Here is a 15790-nt window from a genome sequence, read left to right as displayed (position 1 = left end):
CTGGCGGCGGCTTATTGTGATGGGCGAAGTATAGCAGGGGCATTTTTATCGGCCGCTTGTCCAAGCGGAGTAGCTGTACAATAGCTCACTGGCAGACCTGGGTGTAACAGATTTCGGGGATCGCACGACCAATGGAGAAACCATGACTATCGACAACACCGCTGGCGAGCCGGTGCGGGACACAGCGACCCAGGCACTGGCCGACGACGCCTTTCTGCGGGAACTGCGCGAGCAGATGCACCGCTTCGCCAGCGTGCAACTGGGCGACGCGCACCTGGCGGAAGACGCGGTACAGGAGGCGCTGATGGGCGCGATGAAAAACGCACGCTCCTTCGGCGGGCGCTCGGCGTTGAAATCCTGGGTGTTCGCCATTCTCAAGAACAAGATCGCCGACATACTGCGCAGCCGCCACCGTCTGGTGGAGGCCAGCAGCCTGCTGCGCGAGGGCGAAGGGGAAAGCGACTTCGACGAACTGTTCGACCAGCGCGGCCACTGGCACACCCAGGAGCGCCCCGCACACTGGGCAGATCCCGAATCGGCAATACACGACAAACACTTCTGGCGGATCTTCGAAACCTGCCTCAACCACCTGCCGGTGCGCCAGGCGCGAGTGTTTATGATGCGGGAATTCATTGAACTGGAGAGCCACGAGATTTGCGACGCGACGGAAATCAGTGTGAGCAACCTCAACGTGATGCTGCACCGCGCCCGCCTGCGCCTGCGCGAATGCCTGGAAAATAACTGGTTCTCCCGGGGAGAGGAACGATGATGAACTGCCGCCGGGCTACACGCCTGCTGTCCGAAGCCCAAGAGCGCAAACTTTCCTTTAAAGAACGCAGCGCGCTGAAACTACACACCTTAATGTGCACCGGCTGCAGAAACTTCGAAAAGCAGATGCACAGCTTGCGCCGCATCAGCCGCAGCTTTGCTCGCGGCGCTACAGATGAAGACTCCTCCCGGCACCCGAAAAAAAAGAAAACAGACAAATCCTGACAGTCACCGGGAGCATCCGTGATTTCACCGAGGCGCTGGGGAGACTAGTGGTTCCACAAACAGCGGATGTCGCGCGCCCCGCTTTCGCGCAGCTCCCAACCGACTGCCCGTGGCCTCTTCACGCATAGCACAACCATTCGACAGAAGCACCTGCTCCAGTCCCTGCAGCCCCCTCGACTCATTGGTGACAGTGCTCGAAACACTGTCCAGTACCTTGCTCCCGCGCCATAGAAAGCCCCGGCATACGCAATGGAAGACAGCATTTGTGCCGCGGGACTTGTGTCAAGCCCGTGTTCAGAAGCCAGTGGCTCTTGTTCATCGGTAAACGATCTGTAAGTGGTTGACTTTACAGGGGGTAATACTGAGACTTGGAGCCACGAACATAAAAGAACACCAGCGCACCGGGCTCGTTTTACTTTGAATCCATAGTAAAAATATTACCTATCCAATTGATTTTAATAGAAAAACTTCTCTATGATGGATTTGGCGCCAGCGTACAAGCCTGGTGATAAAGAGCCAGTGGCTCGTGAATAAAACTGTTAAGTGCAATAAGAAATGAATACCGAAGAAATACTCATAAAGTTCGAAAAGCTTGAAAAACAGCAAAGTATTATCCGATGGGTAAGTGCCGTTTCGGGTTTAGTAATAATTGGAATGGCGGTTTACCTGATCGGAGATCATGATCTTGGATATAGAGATAATTTTAGTTTAGGAAATGCAATCATGCCGATAGGAGCCGCTTTGCTGGGGTTTACAATTTTCAGTTGGTCTGGTAGTCATCGCATAAACTTCTAAGACAGATTGTCCTAAACATTCGAGGTTCCGGTGGCCGCACTTAACCAGGCCAGGCTGGCGGACGGTTTACGCAACGCGCTTTGCGCTAAAAGCGCTACAACCGTCGCAGCTGGCAACGTTAAGCAGCACAGCACCAAGTCGCGGTGACTGAGCCACAGATCAGCAACGTTGTTTCTCTTCTCTGGAGGGTGATGTGATGAACAAGAAACTCGCTGCCGGTTCCGGAACTGGTCTTGTGGTTGGTGCCCTCATCGGCATAGTCGTCGACCCGATGCTTGGAGCCAACGGCATGGCAATCGTTCTGGGAGCCACATTTGGCATACCCCTTGGCGCAGGAGTTGCCTTTGCTACTAACAAGAACGGCAATGACCATACCAGCTAGCCACCGTCATCAAGGGCACGCTCAGGCATTCAAGATGTCAGAAACAGCTACGACCAAATCCCCAGCCACTGGGATAGCGGCCAATTCCCACGGGAAAACGGCATCGCCCAACATGAGAGGGCTATCGCTTTCACTGACCTGCTAAAGATCCTCACAGGACTCAATCCCGGCGGTGTTGCTGCCTTCACCGTCGGCGGCACCGAAAATCCCTCGGAGACGACAAATTCTCATATGGGTCCACCGATGTACCATAGCACTGTAGGGATTCCACGAACCTTGGAGCTTGTCACAGAGGCTGGCTCGGTGTGCAGACATTTGGAGTACGATCAGTATCCAGAACTACATGCCTATATCATTTGCCAGCGTAAAGGCCGGGAGGGAAGATAATTCTACGCTTAAAATGACGATGCAGTGAACAACACCAACCGTCACACTGATGCTGACGTTAACCGATTAAGGAGATATTGCCTCATGCCCATCGAAGTTTGGTTTACCTTCGCTATCGCGTCCACAGCCTTACTCACTATACCTGGACCGACGATTTTGACTGTGGTCAGCTACTCAATTGCGCAAGGCCGAAGTGCAAATATACCTCTCGTCGCTGCTGTAGCCTTAGGTGATTCAACAGCTCTCGTTTTTTCACTTCTCGGCCTCGGCGCAATATTGTCAACTTCGGCCTTTTGGTTCACGGTAATCAAGTGGATTGGTGGGTTGTATCTACTTTACATGGGTATAAGACTCCTCCGCGCAGGTATATCATCGACGGAGGCTGCCACACCTGTCGCATCAGGATCGCGCTGGAAGCTGTTCGCCAACACCTACCTTGTTACAGCATTAAACCCAAAGGGCATAATTTTCTTCGTCGCCTTTTTACCCCAATTTATCACCCCTAGTGCGAATGCTGGACAACAGCTTTGGATACTTGCGGCCACCTTTGTGGGTTTAGCGACGCTCAATGCAACCTTGTATGCCATGTTCGCCGCTTCAGCGCGCAAAGTACTTACTTCTCCGCTCGCTCAGCGCCGCTTCAACTTTGTTGGTGGGTCATTGCTTTCGTCAGCAGGGGTGTGGGCCCTGCTTGCTAAGCGCCCCGCGTAAAAGCGGCTAACCAGTGCAGGCATAGCGACGCCCTTTACATTGCGCCTTCGGCTCCATTCCAAGGTCGCGCGCACTGCAAACGTTGGATATTCAAAGGAGAAATGCAGATGGCACAGGTAAACCGCAGCATGGATTGTGGCAACTCGCCTAAAAACAAGATGGTGGAAGATATCGCTATCGCGTTGGACACTCGAGACACCGATTTTCTTTCTTCCATTCTCGATTCTGAAGCTGTATGGAGTTATGTGGGCGGCACCGCGACGACCTCAGAAGCCATCCTGGATCAGGTTGGCGTGATGAACAAACCGACCAGCCTGACAGTTGATCACGTTATGTCCCACGGAAAGGTGGGCGCCGTCAATGGGAATGCCAAGCGAGGGAAAAGTGAACAACGATTCTGCCACGTCATCGAGTTCACCTCAGTGAAGTGCAATCGAGTTCGCCGAATCGAGTCATATGGTGACTGAGGTGGTGTGGGCATCTAATAATTTGATTAATTATATGCGTAAAACACGCCACGCCTCTGCTGCTTGGGTTATACAACTCAATTCCTGCCGCATGTGAACGCAGCAAATCGCGGTCATGGTATCGGATTTATGATTCCAGGTGTTTCAAAATCAACCCAAATACATCGGTGGGTTCCAATACGTCAGATTCAAGGAGTTGCTTTTCCTGCGTGACCAGCAAAGGCCGGTCCAAGCGGTCTTTACTGATCCGCCCATGTGAACCTTTCACCAGTGTCGCATCCAGCGGAATGACGTCCATCAAATAGCGAAAGCCGAGTTTTTTCTTCAGCAGCTTGCCCGCCACTTTTAACGGCAGTAACGGGATGTTCGGATCGGCGAATGTTTCCACCGGGTCATAGCCGGGCTTGCGATGGATATCGACGCAACGAGCATAGTCTGGTGCCTTGGCATCATCCAGCCAGAAGTAGTAGGTGAACCAGGATTGGCTGTCGGCCACGGCCACAAGCTCACCAGCGCGTGGATGGTCCAGGTGATATTGCTTTTTACCTTTATCATCGAGTACTTGTTCGATACCAGGTGTGTGTTCCAATATTTCTTTTACTACCGGGATATCGCCGGGATTTTGCACATACACATGGGCCAGTTGGTGATCGGCGGTGGCGAAGGCCCGGCTTCCGCCGGCGTCAAGGGTTTCCAGACCCAACTCGTTTTTTACCTGAATGTAGCCGTTTTCCCGCAGTATGCGGTTGATGTGAACCGGCTGACTGACGTCGGTGATGCCGTATTCTGACAGCAGAATGACATGCGCATTCTGGTTTTCGTAGTAAGTGATCAGGTCACGGCAGACGTCATCTATTTCGCGCAGTTCATTGCTGATTTTGTCGAAGTTGATACCGCAGCGTTGCAGGTTGTAATCCAGGTGCGGCAGGTAGATCAAGGTCAGGGTTGGATTTTTCCATTGGTCGACTTTTTTGCTGGCATCGGCAATCCAGCGCGTGGAAATAATGTCGGCCTTGGGGCCCCAGAAGGAAAAAAGCGGGAATTGGCCTAATTCCTTTTGCAATTCATCGCGCAGCTCCATCGGCTGGGTGTGGATGTCCGGCAGTTTTCTGCCGTCGGCCGGGTAAAGAGGGCGCGGCGTAACGGCATAGTCCACCGAGGAATACATGTTGTACCACCAGAACATATTGGCGCAGGTGAAATTCGGGTCGCGTTTGCGTGCTTCCTCCCAGACCTTTTCCGCCTGCACCAGTTTGTTGGACTGCTGCCAGAATCTGACTTCGCTCGTGTCGCGAAAATACCAGCCATTGCCGACGACGCCGTGTTCGCTCGGCCATTTTCCGGTGAGGTAGGTGGATTGCGCGGAACAGGTCACGGCGGGCAGCACTGGGTTGATGGAGGCTTGTTGGCCCCGCGCGACCCATTCCTGCAGAAAGGGCGTATGTTCGCCGATAAGACGGGGGGATAGAGCGACGACGTTGAGTACGACCGTTTTTTTCATTGATAGCTTTTCAGGTTTTTTTCATGCTTTGGCAGCCGCTGCCGGACCCAATTCAGCTCCCGCACGATGGCGTCTTTTACATTCATCTGCAGGTCTTGCGGCAGCACATTCCAGGTATAAGTTTCCACCTCCAGGTGCCGACACAGCCGTTTTTCACGGAGGTAATCGAGCGTGTCGATAATATCCTGCTGAGTGGACGCCAGCGATCCATACTCCGCGAGAAACACCGGCACATGGAAATGGGTTCGCCATTCCTCTTCCCGGGCCGGGCCACCGGGTTGAAGGGATTCGAGGGCATCGGCCAGGTCCGGCCAGGCGGTTTTTGTTCCGTCGGCATCGCGGGCCATCACCTGATGAAGGTAGACGGATTCGGCAAACGGCTGCAGCAGGGTTTTTATCCGTTGGTTCTGTTCTACGTCGTTTTCCAGTCGGACTTTCAACGCGGCGCTGATCTGCACCTTGCCGATGCGAATGCCCGCCTCCTCGAAGCGGTTCAGGGTTTCGCGGGGGGCTTCGTGCACCACGGCGAAATGACAGATGTCGTAGCAAAGCCGGATGCGTTCACGCAGACATTGCTCAGCCGCCTCCGGTGTCATTTGATACTGAGACTGCAGATGCAGTCCGCCCACAGGGATAAGCCAATCCCGATAGTAATCAATCACGTCGGAGGTGTTTTCCAGCAAACCGTCCGGTTCGGGCTCGATGTCCAGGTGCAGGTCTTTTCCGCTCTCCCGCCCGAGTTCGTGCAGGTATGCGGCCACTTCCGCCAGTTGCAAGCTTGCCTGCTGCTTGAGTTCGTTCGCCTGGCTTTCGTTATGCCAGTATTTGTAGGAAAGCGGTGAAGTGGAAATACCACCTTCGGCGCCGTCCGGAAGCAAAGCCGCGAGCAGTGCAAATAATCTGCGGGTATAGTCGAGCCGTTCTAAGCTTCCCCAGTCAGGCACGTGGACCCGATCTTTAACCGCCTGGTCGTGGAATTCGCCGTAGGGAAAGCCGTTCAGCGTGAACACGTAGCAGTCCTGCGCTTGCAGCCAGCGTTGCAGTTCGGTCAGCGCGCCTTTTGTTTCGGCCAGTTCGATGCTTGCCTGGTTTGACAGGCGCAGGCCGATGCCAAAGGGTGCCGTCGGTGAAACTTCCCGTTTGATGGCGGGGAGGTAACGCTGCAGGTTGGCGAATACTGCCGGCCAGGTTTCGCCGGGGTGAATATTGGAACAATAAGTCAGTTCGTAGCCGTTAACTCGCATAGCAGCTGAGCCTTTCGCTGCCAATTGAGGTTCTCAGCCGGTCTATCGCCTCGGTCACAAGGGCGGTATCCATCTCATGAACTTCGAAGCCGCGGCCGATCTCTTCCTGCAGGGTGATGGTCAGCTTGCCGCCCAGGTGCTCGTGAAATTCCTGCAAGCCGTTGAGTAACTCAGGATGTTCCAGCGCCGGCACGTAGATATCGAAGCCCAGCGCGGTGAGCAGGTTGAGGACCCGGGTTACTCCCTCCGGATGTAAATGGCCCTTGAGGGCGGAGTAAGTGGTATCCAGGGCGATGCCGACGGCCACCGCCTCGCCGTGCCGCATTTCGTAGCGGGTCAGGTGCTCCAACTTGTGCGCGGCCCAGTGACCAAAGTCCAGCGGCCGGGACGAGCCCATTTCAAACGGGTCTCCGCCGGCGATGTGTTGCATGTGCAGTTCAGCGCAACGGTAAATCAATTCCACCATCGGCTCGAGTTCGCGTGCGGCGAGTCTTTTGGCATTGACCTCCATCCAGTGAAAGAAGGCCACATCCTTAATCAGCGCCACCTTGACGGCTTCGGCCATGCCGGCCCGCCAGTCGCGGTCATCGAGGGTTTGCAGGAAGGTGGTGTCGTTGATCACCGCGTACGGCGGGGCGAAGGTGCCCAGGTAGTTTTTCTTGCCGAAGGCATTTATGCCGTTCTTGACGCCCACGCCCGAATCGTTTTGTGCCAGCACCGTGGTGGGCACCCGGATATGCCGAACGCCGCGGTGGGCGATGGCGGCGGCGTAGCCGGTCATGTCCAGCACCGCCCCTCCACCGATGCCAATCACATACGAGTGCCGGTCAATACCATGAATGTGGGTGGCCTCCAGAATGGCATCGACCCAGGTTTGCTGATTCTTGACCTGTTCGCCGCCCGGAACGAGCAGTGGCGCACAGGGAAGCTGGAACTGATCGGCGTGCGCCTCGGCATAGGAACGAATTTGCCGGATGAGTTCAGGGTGGGCGGACGCGACCCCTTGATCCAGCACGAACAAAGTTTTCGGTTGGGTGGCGCCGCCGCCCAACAAGGAGGCGAACAGGGGGTTGTTCTGGTCGAAGACCTTCTCGGTAAAATGTACTTGGTAACGAAAAGGGACGGAAAAATTCTGCTCTATCGGCTTTTTCATGCTGCGTCGCTTTTTACAGGTATCGTTCTTCGCCCCGAAATCAGGTTCGGATAAAGCAGGCTATGTTACCGCAAACATTTTGGCAAGCCAGAGTGACAGGGGAAGCAGGGCCAGCACCATAATTCCGTACTGCCAGCCGGCGAAAATACCGGCCAGGGTTGAGTTGAGTACGATCAGCGAGAGGACGCCGGCTTTTACGGCTTTGCCCACCAAGTGGGGCTCCAGGGTCTTCCAGGCTCTGGCCAGGGGAGGAAAAATCAGCGCGGCCAGCAGCAGCACGAATGGCGCGGCCTGCCAGCCGGTCGGTATTACCACGGCGAGTGTGACAAGCGCGGCCAGAACTGCCAGGTAAAGCGCGGCACCGCCCGCCAGCGCTCGCCGGTTACCGCCGTGCACTTCGCCGCGGCTGACAGTGGTCACTGCCGCGATATAGACGACGGGTACCAGACCCAGTGGCCAGACATCGGCCAATGCTGCCGGTACCGCACTGGCGCCCAACAATAAATTGCCACCCCGGCACAGGCCCATGTTGACGGGGCCGAACCAGCTCCGGTGCTTGCCCCAGGCATCATAGGTAACGGCCAGTGAAGCCACGGCGGCGGCGATAATGCCGCTGAGCGGCGAGACGATGAATGCAGCTCCGATTCCGGCGGCCAACAGGAGAATCGCCAGGGTTCCGGCGCTGGCGACCGATGCCAGCCCGCAGGGGATAGGCCGCTCCGGCCGTTCACGCGAATCCAGGTCGGCATCGAACACGTCATTGAAAACAATACCGCCTCCGTACAGCCCCACAGTGGACAGGCAGAGCCAGAGCAAGGCGCTGAACGAGGGGGAGACACCACCCTGGGCGCCCAGCGCTACCTGGCCGGCGGCGCCGCAAATAGCGAACCCGGCTAAAATATCCGCTACCGCGGTTACGATGTTAGCGGGCCGCATCAGGCGCAGGTGAGCGACGATGCGCGCCATGCCGTTATCTGCCGGTTCCGTTCGGGTTTTCCGCATGGAGTCGGTGGTCACATTAGTTCTCCACGATGTCTGATGACTTGTAACCCACTTTGGGAGACTGGCCGCGCAAGACCGAATTACCCTCGAACAGCTCGCGTTGGTCGACAGGGTCCGCCTCCAGCCAGTCGGCTTCCTTGATTTTTCCGCTCTGGCCATAGGCCGTGAGGGCGTTCTGGTAGGTGACGAGCTGGATATGGTCGTCCGGAATGCCTTGCTTCTCCATCAATGCGGCGGTTTTGGGTACCGACAGGGGATCGCTGACACCCCAGTCCGCCGAGCTGTCGACAATGATGCGTTCCGGGCCGTAGCTGCGCACAATTTCCACCATGCGCTCACTGCCCATTTTGGTATGGGGGTAGATGGTGAAAGCAGCCCAGAATCCCCGATCGAGCACTTCCTGCACGGTTTCTTCATTGTTGTGGTCGATCACCACCAGGCTGGGGTCGATACCGTGCTCTTCGCACACATCCATGCTGCGGCTGGTGCCTTTTTTCTTATCGCGGTGGGGGGTGTGGATCATGACTGGCAGTTGGACGGTTTTTGCCAGCTCCAGCTGCAATCGGAAATATTTATCCTCCGCAGCTGTCTGGTCATCGTAGCCAATTTCGCCGATGGCCACTACGTTTTCCTTGCCCACGTACAGGGGCAGCAGCTCCATCACCTGTTCTGCAAGGGGTTCGTTGTTGGCTTCCTTGGAGTTGAGGCCCATCGCGCAGTAATGGCGGATGCCGAATTGGCTCGCACGGAACCGTTCCCAGCCCACCAGGCTGCTGAAGTAGTCCTGGAAGGCTCCCACCTGGGTGCGGGGCTGGCCGAGCCAGAAGGCCGGCTCGATAATGGCTACAATACCCGCCTCGCGCATGGCCTGGTAATCGTCAGTAGTGCGCGAGGTGACGTGGATGTGGGGGTCGATAAAACGCTTTTTATTCTCTGTCATGGTACGTCTCAGCTTGATGGTTTCGGATCTGTTTGGCAGCTGCGCTTATAGTACGGCTCAGAGCGCAGTGCTGTGACTTTGTTTGCCCACCTTTTCCCAGTTCAGTTCTCCCGATTCGATTTTCGCTTGAATTTCCGGATAGTCTTCCAACCGCTGCCTTGCGGTTGGCAGGGAACTCATATTGCATGCCAAGAGAATCGCCTCCCGTTCGAGCGGGGTTCCCTCTATCAGCACACGCTGTATATCGCCCACGTGCTTTTCCTGTAAAAACGGACCGACGAAGCGCCACAGCTCGGGAGTGATGTTCCTGCCGGCAGCCCAGCGCTCGTGGGCATATTCGATCAGTGCTTGCGCCAGTGTCGGGTTGGCCCGGTGATCCGCTCCCTGGATTTGATACAGAGGACGTTGCAGGAATACGGCTTTGAGCAACAGTTGGTTCCAGGCAGGCTCGTCGAGGTATTCGGCGGGATAGGAATTATGCAGGGCTACGGCATCGAATACGGTCGTCATATTGGTCCGCAGTCCTTCCGCAGCCCGCAGTTTCAATAAGGCCGGGTTGGGCACCAGGGGCAGCGCGGCATAGAGCGCTTCCTGCTCATGCAAGTCGGCGGTTTCGAAAAGCTTGTCGAGGGTGGCGAGCCATTTGTCCGGATTGTCGTGCGGATAAAGTAGCAAAAGATACGCCCGCGCTGCCTGCAAGCAGTTCCAATGCCCGGGACTGAAGCCGGGACGCAGTTCACATGCACGTGCCGCGTCTTGCCGGTTGACGTATAGCGGCGCCTTGTCAAAAAATCGGGATGCGGTACTGAACGCTAGATAGAACCCTGACGGTGAATCGCCGCTGATACCGGATTGCTGTTGTTCCAGCCATGCGATGGAATCCGCCTTTGATTGCCTGCCAAGCATGGCGTGGAGGTACTTTGCGATTTCGGCTAATTTATCCATATCAAGTAACTTCCGTTACGGTCCTGTACCGCTTGACCTGCAAGATCAGCGGATTGGTAGCAACCCTTTGCGGTGACGGGGCCGATCGTCAGCAAAACCGGCCGACCCGGAGCAGCGTCAACGATTCCCGGGCCATTCTGATTTTGCAATAGCGGCGCGCTTCTGCCGACTGTTTGCCCTGCTCCTGCCACCTTTATGCAAGCGCACAAACTTGCTCAAGGATGCGCCGGAACAGGCTAATGGGAGGCTCAGATGCTATAAGGTAACTACTTGAAAATAAAGGAGAAGGTTGGCACAAAGTGGTAGGGATGTTTGGTGTGAGACATCCACCCCACCCTGCGAAGCCGACCTTCAGCGGGAATTTTAACCGTCCAGGTGCTCAACAACAACGCTACTTCACCTTGGCTCGGGTGTTCATTGGTTGGTTGTTTTCCCGGGGCTTGACTGCATGCCCTTGACACACAGCAGGTGCCCATGCTGAAAATGTTGGTGTCAGCCAAGGCTTGTGTAAGTCATGCTAAAGAAACTGTCCCACGTTTTGGCTACTGCTTTGGGGTTAATCCCGTTGTCCCCAGGCTTTATTTACTGGTGGGACGACACCAAAAGACAGCGTGCTTGCTGTTAATCAGGAGAGTGGGGCAAATGAAGAAGGTCGATCTGAAGAAAGATCTGCAGCAGTTCTACAAAGCGTCCGCTAAGAATGTTGTGCAGGTTGAGGTCCCTACGTTCAGATTTCTTATGATTGACGGAAAAGGAGATCCGAACACTTCCCAGGAGTATGCACGGGCTGTAGAGGCATTGTTTTCTGTGTCCTACACGGCCAAGTTTATGGTCAAGAAAGGCCCACAAAATCTCGACTATTCAGTCATGCCGCTCGAAGGGCTATGGTGGGCGGACGACATGTCGGCCTTCGTCGCCAACGACAGAGAAGACTGGAAGTGGACGATGATGATTATGCAGCCCGATTTCGTTGCAGATGAAGTTCTCGAAGCGGCTATTACTGCGGTCCGCATTAAAAAACAGCTTCCCGCCATCGACCAGCTGCGCCTGGAGGAATTTTCTGAAGGCCGTTGTGCTCAAGTGCTGCACGTTGGCCCATTCTCAGAAGAGGGGCCAACGATTGAGAACCTGCATGCGTTCATCGATTCCCGATCAGGCCTCACCGGAAAGCACCATGAGATTTACTTGAGCGATATACGGCGTGCAGATCCGAGTAAGTGGAAAACGATCATTCGCCAGCCGATGCAATGACAGTTAACCAGCCGCTGAACGGGCGACAGCGACGTGCCCACCTTCGGGCCTCTTTCATTGCGTGACAATCACCGGCGTCCCCACCGACGCATATCGGAAAAACTTGGTCGCCATTCCCGGAGGCATGCGCACGCAGCCGTGGGAAGCGGGGTGGCCGGGCACATCCCCGGAAGCGTGGAAACCGATGCCGCCGTTGAAGCGAATAAAATAGTTCATCTTGGCGCCTCTGTAGTAGGTGCCCGGCGGGCGGCGGTGTCGCCTGGTGTCCACGTCGGAGCGCACCACCTGGTGCGTGTTCCTGTCCACATAGCTACCGTAAAGGGTGGACCGGTGACGAAGCTTCTTTCCCAGCACCCGAAAGTGGCCAGTCGGTGTTCGATAGCCTGGTCTGCCGGAAGAGACACGCGATACTCCCACCAACTCGTTCCCCTTGTAGAAATAGGCCCGCTGCTCGCCCAGGTCGACCCGGATCGTCGGCGCCCCTGGCACGCTGGCGGCGGCCTGTTCGTCGAACCAACTGGCCGTGGCATCGGCAGGGAGCGGTGTCAGGGTGAAAAAACACAGCACCAAGCCGGACAGAAACAGGGCGTATCCTCTTTTCTCGCGCATAGTTCCACCTCTGCTGTCGAGCGTAAGATGGTGTCGCGCGTATGCTTAGATGGAATGCTTCTTTCCGCGGCGGGTTTTATGGAGAATCGGCCTTGGAATCATTTTCCCAACACAACCGGTGGAAATCGAATTCCCCGCTCAGGCTGGGCTTGATCACGGAAAAGTAGGGTGAGACATCGAAATCCCGCGGCGCGAACAGACTATGGTGGCGCAGTCGCAGGAGTTCCTTGTGACAGCCGTCGCAGTCCTCGACGACCCGGTGGAATGGCAGTATTGGATAGCGGATCGACTGAAAGGCCTCGGCGATCAGGGTGGAGCAGATGGCCCGGGTGGGGTCGCCGCTGCCCAGGGCGATCATGTCGCGGCGGACATGGGAAGGCACCGGCGGCGTGGGCAAAAGGTAGCGCGCCAGATCGAAGAGGTTGCGCAGGTCGTATTGATAGCCGATGCGTTCGCTGACGAATTCGGTCACCGCGCGACGCTCGGCGTCGCTGAGCCCGTGAGCGCGGCAGATCCGCGTGTGCAGCCCGTTGAAAGCCTGCAGGCCAATGCTGCGCACGCCGTCCACGGTGTCCGCCTCCACGAAGCAACTCTCTTCCGGCCCGCCAACAAACAGTACGGCGTGGGACCAGGTGGACTGGGTCAAATATTTGATCGCAGTGCTGATACGCGAATTGCCCTCAACCAGCACCACGTCCGCCGGTTGCAGGCAGCCGCGCAGCAGGTCCAGCGGCGTGGCGCCGGCCACGCTGTGTATATGGCGCGGCTGGCTGAGATAGCGCGCCAGGCCCGTGCCCAAGCGCTGCAACAACGCATTCATTTACGTCTGAAAAACCAGTGATCCAGCGAGACTACGCCCGCCCCGCGGGCCATCAGGTAGATTAGTACCGTGGCCCAGACACCATGGGTGGGATAGGCGTCCGGAAAAACGAAAATTTCGATAACCGCGGTCATTATCAATAGGGCCAGCGCGGCGAAGCGCGTACCCAGGCCGAGCAGCAACATCATGGGAAAGATATGCTCTGCGGTGGCAGCCATCACCGCGGCGGTCTCCGGGGGAATCAGCGGCAGTTGGTATTCGTTGCGGAACAGGTCCACCGCCGAATCGGAGAGTTTCGGCCAGCCCAGCTTGAACACGCCGTGCACGATATCGATGTCGAGCCCCGTCACCTTGGTCTGCCCGGACAGCCAGAAGACCGCGGAGATGGAGAAGCGCCCCAGCAGGGCGATAAAACTGTGGGGAATCCGCTCGCACCACTCAATCAGTTTTTTCATCGCAAGTTAACCGTCATTATCACCGACAGTAGGGTGCGCCATGCGCACCGCATTACCGAGCGGCGCACCCTACACCGGATCACTGTCCACTGTAGTCACCATCCCCCACCGCAACAGCGCCGCCAGGCAGCGGCCCAGATCAAATTCGCGATCTCCCCCGGCGGCCTCCGCCGCCTCGCCAAAAGAGTCGCCGCGGGCAAGCGCCTCGACAAAATCGCAGTCCCCCGCGCACATGGGCAACAGCCGCACTTCCAGGCCGCTGCGCAGTACCCAGCCGCACTCGGCGGCAAAAGGGTCCACCTGGGAGATATCCAGTTCGCCCCGGTGCGCGTCCCACAGGGAAAAGACCGCGAATTCCGAGCGCAGGCAGCGCAGTGAGGGGTGCACCCCCAGGCGCAGCGCGGGCAGGCACTCCGGTTCCCGCAGCGCCGCCTCCAGCACCTGCGGCGCCGCCGGATCGGCGTCGGCGGCGTGCAGTGCGACCAGGCAGTGCATTTCCAGGCGCGCCATATCTGCCAGGTAGGGAACGCTCGCGGCGGGTGGAAAATCCTCCACGAATTCTGCGAATCCCTCGCCGTAGCGCGCCAGCAGAGTCGAGCGCGGCGGCCGCGCACACACGAACTCGCGGCCCATGGCGTGGAAGAATTCCTCGCCCACCAGTTCGCAGGTGACCGGGAAGGTCTGCGCCAGGGATTCCACCAGCGACACCACGACGTTGTTGCGGTAGACGGCGAAGCGCTGTCCCGGGTCGGAGCCGTTCCAACTGGTCAGGTCCGGGGGTGTCGGCGCTTCCGGGTCCAGCAGTGCGGCTGCCCAGTGCTCCTCCACGGTCAGGCCTCCCGCACCGCGCAGGCACTCAGATAACCCTGCGCCCGCGCCGCCTCCGCGCACAGGGTCTCGAGTGGCGGAATAGCGTTGTCCCACTCGATCAGCGTGGGCAACGGGCCGGTCCGCTCCAGCACCGATTCGTAGGCCTGCCACACCGCCCGGTCCACGGCGCTGCCGTGGCTGTCGATCAGCAGTGGGGCGCCCAGACTGTCGCGGTCGCGGTAAAACCCGGCCAGGTGAATCTCACCCACCGCGTCCAGCGGCAATGCGGAAAGGAATGCCTCCAGGTCGCGGCCGTGATTGATGCAGGAGATATAGGCATTGTTCACGTCCAGCAGCAGGCCGCAGCCGCTGCGCTTTACCAGTTCGTCGATAAACTCCGCCTCGCTGTAGCTGGTGCCGGAGAACTCCACATAAGTGGAGGGATTCTCCAGCAGAATCCGTCGGCCGAGCGCTTCCTGCACCTGCTCGATATGCTCGCACACGCGCTCCAGGGTGCGCCGGTTGTAGGGCAGCGGCAGCAGGTCATTGAAAAAAGTACCGCCGTGGGAGGACCAGGCCAGGTGCTCGGAAAAGACCGCCGGCCGGTAGCGGTCGAGCAGTGCGCGCAGAGCCTGGAGGTGACCGCGGTCCAGGGGCTCCTCGCCGCCGATGGACAGGCCCACGCCGTGCACCGACAGTGGGTAGCACGCGCAGACCCGCTCCAGATAGTGGTGCATTGGGCCGCCCGCCACCAAGTAGTTTTCCGCGTGGATTTCAAAGAACCCCAGCGGCGGCGTTGTATCGAGCACCTGCCGGAAGTGTTCGGGCTTGAGGCCAACACCGGCCGCCACTGGGAGGCTCATCGGTGATCAGCCCTTCTCCTGGAACGGCTGCAACTGGCCCTTGCCGGTGGGGGAGGTGGGTGACGGTATCTCCTTGCAGGTGCCCTTGGGCACATACTTCCAGGTATTGCCCTGGTAGTTTCTCTTGGAGGAGCCCGCGCAGGTGGTGCCGGGGCCGTCGGCGCAGTCGTTCTGGCCGGCCAGGGCCACGCCGTAACACTTCTCCTTGTCGCCTTTGTCCTTGTCGCCTTTGTCCTTGTCACCGGCCGCAAGTGCTGGGGAAGCCGCCAGGGTTACCGCGGTACTGAAGGCAAGCGCCAGCGCAGCCGAGGTCACTTTGCGATTCATATTCGTCTCCAGTGTCGGGAGTAAAGTCGATCGGTGCCTTAGCGAGTGGCCTTTCCCTCTATCGCCGCCACTGCGGCGATTTCACCCATGCAGCTCCCTGCAGAACAACCCGCCCAGGAAGTATAGCCAGCCACT

General features: G+C 57.6%; 19 protein-coding genes. 7 read left to right on the top strand and 12 right to left on the bottom strand.

Annotated features, from left to right (window positions below):
* Positions 1 to 142 precede the first annotated feature (142 nt).
* From PP263_RS20675 to PP263_RS20650, 6 genes are all read left to right on the top strand, one after another.
* The gene (locus tag PP263_RS20675; RefSeq protein WP_308365949.1) at positions 143 to 769 is read left to right on the top strand and encodes an RNA polymerase factor sigma-70; all 627 of its coding nucleotides are present in this window, start codon (positions 143 to 145) and stop codon (positions 767 to 769) included.
* On the top strand, positions 766 to 993 hold the full coding sequence (locus PP263_RS20670) for a zf-HC2 domain-containing protein (RefSeq protein ID WP_308365948.1): 228 nt from the start codon (positions 766 to 768) through the stop codon (positions 991 to 993). The genes PP263_RS20675 and PP263_RS20670 overlap by 4 nt, the downstream gene beginning before the upstream one ends.
* Before the next feature lie 555 nt (positions 994 to 1548).
* Complete coding sequence (locus PP263_RS20665) at positions 1549 to 1788, top strand: hypothetical protein (protein ID WP_308365947.1); 240 nt, start codon at positions 1549 to 1551, stop codon at positions 1786 to 1788.
* 196 nt (positions 1789 to 1984) lie between these two features.
* The gene (locus PP263_RS20660; protein WP_308365946.1) at positions 1985 to 2170 is read left to right on the top strand and encodes a hypothetical protein; all 186 of its coding nucleotides are present in this window, start codon (positions 1985 to 1987) and stop codon (positions 2168 to 2170) included.
* A gap of 471 nt (positions 2171 to 2641) precedes the next feature.
* Positions 2642 to 3268 carry a LysE family translocator gene (locus tag PP263_RS20655; RefSeq protein WP_308365945.1) on the top strand — a complete coding sequence of 209 codons (627 nt, stop codon included), beginning with the start codon at positions 2642 to 2644 and terminating at the stop codon, positions 3266 to 3268.
* Positions 3269 to 3375: 107 nt separating this feature from the next.
* The gene (locus PP263_RS20650; protein WP_308365944.1) at positions 3376 to 3735 is read left to right on the top strand and encodes a hypothetical protein; all 360 of its coding nucleotides are present in this window, start codon (positions 3376 to 3378) and stop codon (positions 3733 to 3735) included.
* Positions 3736 to 3862: 127 nt separating this feature from the next.
* Here the strand turns inward: PP263_RS20650 and PP263_RS20645 are convergent, their stop codons facing one another.
* From PP263_RS20645 to PP263_RS20620, 6 genes are read right to left on the bottom strand one after another with little or no spacing between them, the layout of a single operon-like run.
* Positions 3863 to 5236 (bottom strand): alkaline phosphatase family protein, encoded by a 1374-nt coding sequence (locus tag PP263_RS20645; RefSeq protein WP_308365943.1) that lies wholly within the window; start codon positions 5234 to 5236, stop codon positions 3863 to 3865.
* Entirely contained in the window at positions 5233 to 6480 is a 1248-nt protein-coding gene (gene eboE, locus PP263_RS20640) for a metabolite traffic protein EboE (RefSeq protein ID WP_308365942.1), read from the bottom strand. The genes PP263_RS20645 and eboE overlap by 4 nt, the downstream gene beginning before the upstream one ends.
* Entirely contained in the window at positions 6470 to 7633 is a 1164-nt protein-coding gene (locus PP263_RS20635; RefSeq protein ID WP_308365940.1) for a 3-dehydroquinate synthase, read from the bottom strand. Before PP263_RS20635 ends, eboE begins: the two co-directional genes overlap by 11 nt.
* A 60-nt stretch (positions 7634 to 7693) precedes the next feature.
* Positions 7694 to 8650, bottom strand: a complete 957-nt coding sequence (gene eboC / locus PP263_RS20630; RefSeq protein WP_308365939.1) for a UbiA-like protein EboC — start codon at positions 8648 to 8650, stop codon at positions 7694 to 7696.
* 1 nt (position 8651) lies between these two features.
* Positions 8652 to 9575, bottom strand: coding sequence for a TatD family hydrolase (locus PP263_RS20625; RefSeq protein WP_308365938.1), 924 nt, complete (start codon positions 9573 to 9575; stop codon positions 8652 to 8654).
* Between the two features lie 57 nt (positions 9576 to 9632).
* Entirely contained in the window at positions 9633 to 10520 is an 888-nt protein-coding gene (locus PP263_RS20620; protein WP_308365936.1) for an EboA domain-containing protein, read from the bottom strand.
* Positions 10521 to 11162: 642 nt separating this feature from the next.
* Here PP263_RS20620 and PP263_RS20615 point away from each other — a divergent pair.
* On the top strand, positions 11163 to 11771 hold the full coding sequence (locus PP263_RS20615; RefSeq protein ID WP_308365934.1) for a GyrI-like domain-containing protein: 609 nt from the start codon (positions 11163 to 11165) through the stop codon (positions 11769 to 11771).
* Between the two features lie 54 nt (positions 11772 to 11825).
* Here the strand turns inward: PP263_RS20615 and PP263_RS20610 are convergent, their stop codons facing one another.
* The 6 genes from PP263_RS20610 to PP263_RS20585 all read right to left on the bottom strand — a co-directional run bounded on the left by PP263_RS20610 (position 11826) and on the right by PP263_RS20585 (position 15655).
* Complete coding sequence (locus PP263_RS20610; protein WP_308365933.1) at positions 11826 to 12380, bottom strand: L,D-transpeptidase; 555 nt, start codon at positions 12378 to 12380, stop codon at positions 11826 to 11828.
* A gap of 76 nt (positions 12381 to 12456) precedes the next feature.
* A complete protein-coding gene (locus PP263_RS20605) occupies positions 12457 to 13200 on the bottom strand; it encodes a YiiX/YebB-like N1pC/P60 family cysteine hydrolase (RefSeq protein ID WP_308365931.1) in 744 nt (247 codons plus the stop codon).
* Positions 13197 to 13655: a DoxX family protein gene (locus PP263_RS20600; RefSeq protein ID WP_308365930.1), complete on the bottom strand. Its 459-nt coding sequence runs from the start codon at positions 13653 to 13655 to the stop codon at positions 13197 to 13199. The genes PP263_RS20605 and PP263_RS20600 overlap by 4 nt, the downstream gene beginning before the upstream one ends.
* A gap of 69 nt (positions 13656 to 13724) precedes the next feature.
* Positions 13725 to 14483: a DNA-binding domain-containing protein gene (locus tag PP263_RS20595; RefSeq protein WP_308365929.1), complete on the bottom strand. Its 759-nt coding sequence runs from the start codon at positions 14481 to 14483 to the stop codon at positions 13725 to 13727.
* A 2-nt stretch (positions 14484 to 14485) separates the two neighbouring features.
* Entirely contained in the window at positions 14486 to 15328 is an 843-nt protein-coding gene (locus PP263_RS20590) for a DUF692 domain-containing protein (RefSeq protein ID WP_308365927.1), read from the bottom strand.
* Between the two features lie 6 nt (positions 15329 to 15334).
* The gene (locus PP263_RS20585; protein ID WP_308365926.1) at positions 15335 to 15655 is read right to left on the bottom strand and encodes a DUF2282 domain-containing protein; all 321 of its coding nucleotides are present in this window, start codon (positions 15653 to 15655) and stop codon (positions 15335 to 15337) included.
* Positions 15656 to 15790 lie beyond the last annotated feature (135 nt).

Source organism: Microbulbifer sp. TB1203, from assembly GCF_030997045.1.
GTDB lineage: Bacteria > Pseudomonadota > Gammaproteobacteria > Pseudomonadales > Cellvibrionaceae > Microbulbifer.
Note: the sequence above shows the minus strand (reverse complement) of the source record. Positions and strands in the feature narration are given on the sequence as shown.